Below are 5,806 nucleotides of genomic sequence, written 5' to 3' on the forward strand. Positions count from 1 at the left end.
TCTCCGCAAAAACGACTCGAAAAAAATTGACAAGGGAGGTGAAAATGGTAGACTTCTCGGCACGCCAACACGGCGACGGGATGAAAAGCCCGGCGGCAGGAGGGACTCGAAAGAGGGCCTGAATGAAGCCGGGGCCGGCCACCCGGAAGAGCCTCATTAAAGGGGCCGATAAGAAGATTTCAAGGGAATGACTACCGAACCCGCCGAGGGTTTTCCTGAATGCGTCGAGAGGACGTGCGAGGGAGAAAAAACCCGAAGGAGCGACCTAGCTCCGAGAGGGGCGGATTGGTAGAAGCAAGGGGAAAGAAAAAAGGTCGTGACGCGCGCCGTGCTTGGCAGAGCGAAGAGGACCTCAAGAGACACAACTTGAGGGAAGAGCTGACTGAAGCATGGCGCAGATGAAATCGAAAGATTCCATTTGGTCCAGCAATTTCAAAAATTATATTTGATGGAGAGTTTGATTCTGGCTCAGAACGAACGCTGGCGGCGTGGATAAGACATGCAAGTCGAACGAGAGAATTGCTAGCTTGCTAATAATTCTCTAGTGGCGCACGGGTGAGTAACACGTGAGTAACCTGCCCCCAAGAGTGGGATAGCCCCGGGAAACTGGGATTAATACCGCATAAAATCGCAAGATTAAAGCAGCAATGCGCTTGGGGATGGGCTCGCGTCCTATTAGTTAGTTGGTGAGGTAACGGCTCACCAAGGCGATGACGGGTAGCCGGTCTGAGAGGATGTCCGGCCACACTGGAACTGAGACACGGTCCAGACACCTACGGGTGGCAGCAGTCGAGAATCATTCACAATGGGGGAAACCCTGATGGTGCGACGCCGCGTGGGGGAATGAAGGTCTTCGGATTGTAAACCCCTGTCATGTGGGAGCAAATTAAAAAGATAGTACCACAAGAGGAAGAGACGGCTAACTCTGTGCCAGCAGCCGCGGTAATACAGAGGTCTCAAGCGTTGTTCGGAATCACTGGGCGTAAAGCGTGCGTAGGCGGTTTCGTAAGTCGTGTGTGAAAGGCGGGGGCTCAACCCCCGGACTGCACATGATACTGCGAGACTAGAGTAATGGAGGGGGAACCGGAATTCTCGGTGTAGCAGTGAAATGCGTAGATATCGAGAGGAACACTCGTGGCGAAGGCGGGTTCCTGGACATTAACTGACGCTGAGGCACGAAGGCCAGGGGAGCGAAAGGGATTAGATACCCCTGTAGTCCTGGCAGTAAACGGTGCACGCTTGGTGTGCGGGGAATCGACCCCCTGCGTGCCGGAGCTAACGCGTTAAGCGTGCCGCCTGGGGAGTACGGTCGCAAGATTAAAACTCAAAGAAATTGACGGGGACCCGCACAAGCGGTGGAGTATGTGGCTTAATTCGATGCAACGCGAAGAACCTTACCTGGGCTTGACATGTAATGAACAACATGTGAAAGCATGCGACTCTTCGGAGGCGTTACACAGGTGCTGCATGGCCGTCGTCAGCTCGTGTCGTGAGATGTTTGGTTAAGTCCAGCAACGAGCGCAACCCCTGTTGCCAGTTACCAGCACGTAAAGGTGGGGACTCTGGCGAGACTGCCCAGATCAACTGGGAGGAAGGTGGGGACGACGTCAGGTCAGTATGGCCCTTATGCCCAGGGCTGCACACGTACTACAATGCCCAGTACAGAGGGGGCCGAAGCCGCGAGGCGGAGGAAATCCTAAAAACTGGGCCCAGTTCGGACTGTAGGCTGCAACCCGCCTACACGAAGCCGGAATCGCTAGTAATGGCGCATCAGCTACGGCGCCGTGAATACGTTCCCGGGTCTTGTACACACCGCCCGTCACATCATGGAAGCCGGTCGCACCCGAAGTATCTGAAGCCAACCGCAAGGAGGCAGGGTCCTAAGGTGAGACTGGTAACTGGGATGAAGTCGTAACAAGGTAGCCGTAGGGGAACCTGCGGCTGGATCACCTCCTTTCTATGGAGAAAGTGCATGAAAAATGCACAGGTCGGATCTCTTCCCGAGGGAAGAGAGAGCGGAACCCGCGAGGGCCCGCAACGAACCAAAGATGTGTAAACAGCCAGTTCGCTTGGAGCGAAACTAGGCACGACGTGCGTGACGACCTTTTTTCAAAAAGAACCGCAACTGGGGGTATAGCTCAGTTGGTAGAGCGCCAGCTTTGCAAGCTGGATGTCCGGGGTTCGAGTCCCCGTGCCTCCACCAGTTTCGGTAAGAAGGCGGGAGCCGGAAAACTTTAGTAACTAAACTTTAGTATTTGGTAACTGTCTCTCAGAGACCCAAAGCCGGGCCTGTAGCTCAGTTGGTTAGAGCACGCGCTTGATAAGCGCGGGGTCACAGGTTCAAGTCCTGTCAGGCCCACCAAAAAAAATCGATTATTGAGGGAAAGCGAAAATTGACATCTGCGTGGCAAAGAAAACAATTGCTGAGAAGCAATTGCTTTCCAACAAAGTGGGTAGTTGAAAAACAACTACAATACACAATTTAAAACATGCATACCAAGAAATAAGACAATACAGTAAGTCACGAAAGGGCTTTGTGGTATTGTGGAAGTGGTAAAAAACTTTTGCAATATGATGAAGTAAGTAAGGGCGTACGGTGAATGCCTTGGTGCCAACAGGCGAAGAAGGACGCGGCAAGCTGCGAAAATCCTCGGGAAGCTGCAAGCAAGCGATGATCCGGGGGTATCCGAATGGGGTAACCTGATCGAGGCAATACTCGATCGTTCATACCTGAATACATAGGGTATGAAACGCGAAACCCGCTGAAGTGAAACATCTCAGTAAGCGGAGGAAAAGAAAGAGAAATCGATTCCGTAAGTAGTGGCGAGCGAAAGCGGATGGAGCCCAAACCGAAGGTACTCCTTCGGGGTTGTAGGACCACGAGATATTCGACCATACTGGATAGTAGAACAGCCTGGAAAGGCTGGCCGTAGAAGGTGAAAGCCCTGTAGACGAAATCCAGCGTGGGAATTAGTGGAATCCTGAGTAATACATCACACGTGGAACGATGTATGAATCAGCGCGGACCACCGCGCAAGGCTAAATACTAGTTGGCGACCGATAGTGAACAAGTACCGCGAGGGAAAGGTGAAAAGAACCGCTGTGAGCGGAGTGAAATAGAACCTGAAACCGTATGTCTACAAAGTGTCAGAGCAGAGCAATCTGCGATGGCGTGCCTTTTGTTTAATGAGTCTGCGAGTCAGTGTTTGTGGCAAGACTAAGGGCTTCCGGCCCGGAGTCGCAGCGAAAGCAAGTCCGAATAGGGCGAATTAAGTCGCAGGTACTGGACCCGAAGCGGAGGTGACCTACCCTTGGCCAGGTTGAAGCATGGGTAAAACCATGTGGAGGACCGAACAGGTGAACGTTGAAAAGTTCTCTGATGAGCTGAGGGTAGGAGTGAAAGGCTAATCAAACCCCGTGATAGCTGGTTCTCTTCGAAATGCATTTAGGTGCAGCGTCACGTGCTGATGCGCGGGGGTAGAGCACTGACAAGGCTAGGGGGCACACCCGCTTACCAAACCTTATCAAACTCCGAATACCGTGCAATGGAACGTGGCAGTGAGACAGTGGGGGATAAGCTTCATTGTCGAGAGGGAAACAACCCAGACCAGCAGCTAAGGTGCCTAAATAACGCTCAGTGGAAAGGATGTGGGATTACACAGACAGTGAGGATGTTGGCTTAGAAGCAGCCACCATTTAAAAAATGCGTAATAGCTTACTCATCGAGTGATCCTGCGCCGAAAATGATTGGCGATCAAGCGTTATACCGAAGCTCTGGACTTTACCTTACGGTAGAGTGGTAGAAGAGCGTTGCATGCGCGTTGAAGGGTGATGGCGACTGACCCTGGAGCACATGCAAGTGAGTATGCAGACATGAGTAACGTAAAGCCGGGTGAAATCCCCGGCCGCCGTAAACCCGAGGTTTCCAGGGCAACGTGTTTCGTCCCTGGGTTAGCCGGGACCTAAGCCGAGGCCGAGAGGCGTAGGCGATGGATATCAGGTTAATAATCCTGAGCTCGCGACCCTTAAACTGGGGGGACGCATGAGAAAAGATGACTAGGTTATTGAATTCCGAGTTGAGTCCACGGACTCAGCGCATCATTGGATCGAGTGCCAAGAAAAGCCCCAGCGTATGCTAAGCGACCCGTACCGCAAACCGACACAGGTGGGTGGGTAGAATATACCAAGGCGTAAGAGTGAAACCTGGTTAAGGAACTCGGCAAATTAGCCCCGTAACTTCGGAAGAAGGGGTGCCTGCAGCGATGCAGGCCGCAGAGAAATGGCCCAACCGACTGTTTATCAAAAACACAGCACTCTGCAAAGACGCAAGTCGAAGTATAGGGTGTGACACGTGACCAATGCCGAAAGATTAAGGCAAGGGGTTAGCCGCAAGGCGAAGCTCTGAACCCAAGTCCCGGTGAATGTCGGCCGTAACTATAACGGTCCTAAGGTAGCGAAATTCCTTGTCGGGTAAGTTCCGACCTGCACGAATCGTGAAACGAGTTGGGCACTGTCTCAACCAGGCGCTCAGTGAAATTGTAGTGGCGGTGAAGATGCCGCCTACCCGCAGAAGGACGGAAAGACCCTATAGACCTTAACTGTAAGCTGTCATTGTTTCTTCGGTTTTAATGCTCAGAGTAAGTGGGAGACGCTGAAGACGCCCTTTAGGGGGCGTCGGAGTCATCAATGAGACACCACCCTTTGAAACTGGAGGATCTAACCCTGAGCCGTGAATCCGGCCAGAGGACCGTGTCAGCCGGTCAGTTTTACTGGGGCGGTATCCTCCCAAAGAGTAACGGAGGAGCGCGAAGGTGGGCTCAGCCCGGTTGGCAACCGGGTGTCGAGTGCATGGGCATAAGCCCGCCTAACTGTGAGACCTACAAGTCGAGCAGATGCGAAAGCAGGCCCAAGTGATCCGGCGGTAGAAAGTGGAATTGCCGTCGCTCAACGGATAAAAGGTACCTTAGGGATAACAGGCTGATCACGCCCAAGAGTTCATATCGACGGCGTGGTTTGGCACCTCGATGTCGGCTCGTCGCATCCTGGGGCTGGAGAAGGTCCCAAGGGTCCGGCTGTTCGCCGGTTAAAGCGGCACGCGAGCTGGGTTCAGAACGTCGCGAGACAGTTCGGTCCTCTATCCTCTGTGGGCGTTGGAAAATTGAGGGGTTCAGACCTTAGTACGAGAGGACCGGGTCTGACGCACCACTGGTGCATCGGTTGTACTGTCAAGTGCATGGCCGAGTAGCTAAGTGCGGACGGGATAAGCGCTGAAAGCATCTAAGCGCCAAGCCCATCCCAAGATGAGTTTTCCCTATAGGTTCGTGGAAGACCACCACGTTGATAGGTCGCAGGTGTAAGTGCAGCAATGTATTGAGCCAAGCGATACTAATCACCAATAGACTTCATCATATTACATCACTCCCGTTCGTGAATAACAACTTGCTGTTGTCTTGTTCATTGGATGTATGTTTAAAAGTAACACCACCAGCCACGCAGATGTCAGTTTACGCTGATTCCTTCCCCTCGTAACGAGAGGAAATCTTCTTAGCCACACACAACAACCCTTAAAAAATCCCCCTCAAAGCCCCCAAGGGCTCCCGGGCAGGCAGGATGAAGAGAAAAAAAGCCCTCTTCCCCCTGAAGCCCGGTGGCCAGAGCGCAGTGGTCCCACCCGGTCCCGTTCCGAACCCGGAAGTGAAACGCTGCCGCGCCAATGGTAGTCGGACGATAGGTCCCGCAAGAGTAGGTCGCCGCCGGGATTTTTTTCATCAGGCCCCGCCAGTTCCTCAACTGGCGGGGCTTGTTC

General features: G+C 53.0%; 2 tRNA genes and 3 rRNA genes. All 5 read left to right on the plus strand.

Annotation, left to right across the window (positions count from 1 at the left end):
* Window positions 1-445 precede the first annotated feature (445 nt).
* The 5 genes from HJW02_RS12735 (at window position 446) to rrf (ending at window position 5,759) form a co-directional block, all read left to right on the plus strand.
* Window positions 446-1,957: ribosomal RNA gene (locus HJW02_RS12735) — 16S ribosomal RNA — on the plus strand.
* A gap of 170 nt (window positions 1,958-2,127) precedes the next feature.
* Window positions 2,128-2,203, plus strand: a tRNA-Ala gene (locus HJW02_RS12740).
* An 82-nt stretch (window positions 2,204-2,285) separates the two neighbouring features.
* Window positions 2,286-2,362, plus strand: a tRNA-Ile gene (locus HJW02_RS12745).
* 211 nt (window positions 2,363-2,573) lie between these two features.
* Window positions 2,574-5,409 (plus strand): 23S ribosomal RNA (locus tag HJW02_RS12750).
* A gap of 234 nt (window positions 5,410-5,643) precedes the next feature.
* Window positions 5,644-5,759, plus strand: a 5S ribosomal RNA gene (gene rrf / locus HJW02_RS12755).
* Together the 16S, 23S and 5S rRNA genes with 2 tRNA genes alongside form the textbook arrangement of a ribosomal RNA operon.
* Window positions 5,760-5,806 lie beyond the last annotated feature (47 nt).

The organism is Akkermansia sp. GGCC_0220, from assembly GCF_017566105.1.
Lineage (GTDB): Bacteria > Verrucomicrobiota > Verrucomicrobiia > Verrucomicrobiales > Akkermansiaceae > Akkermansia > Akkermansia massiliensis.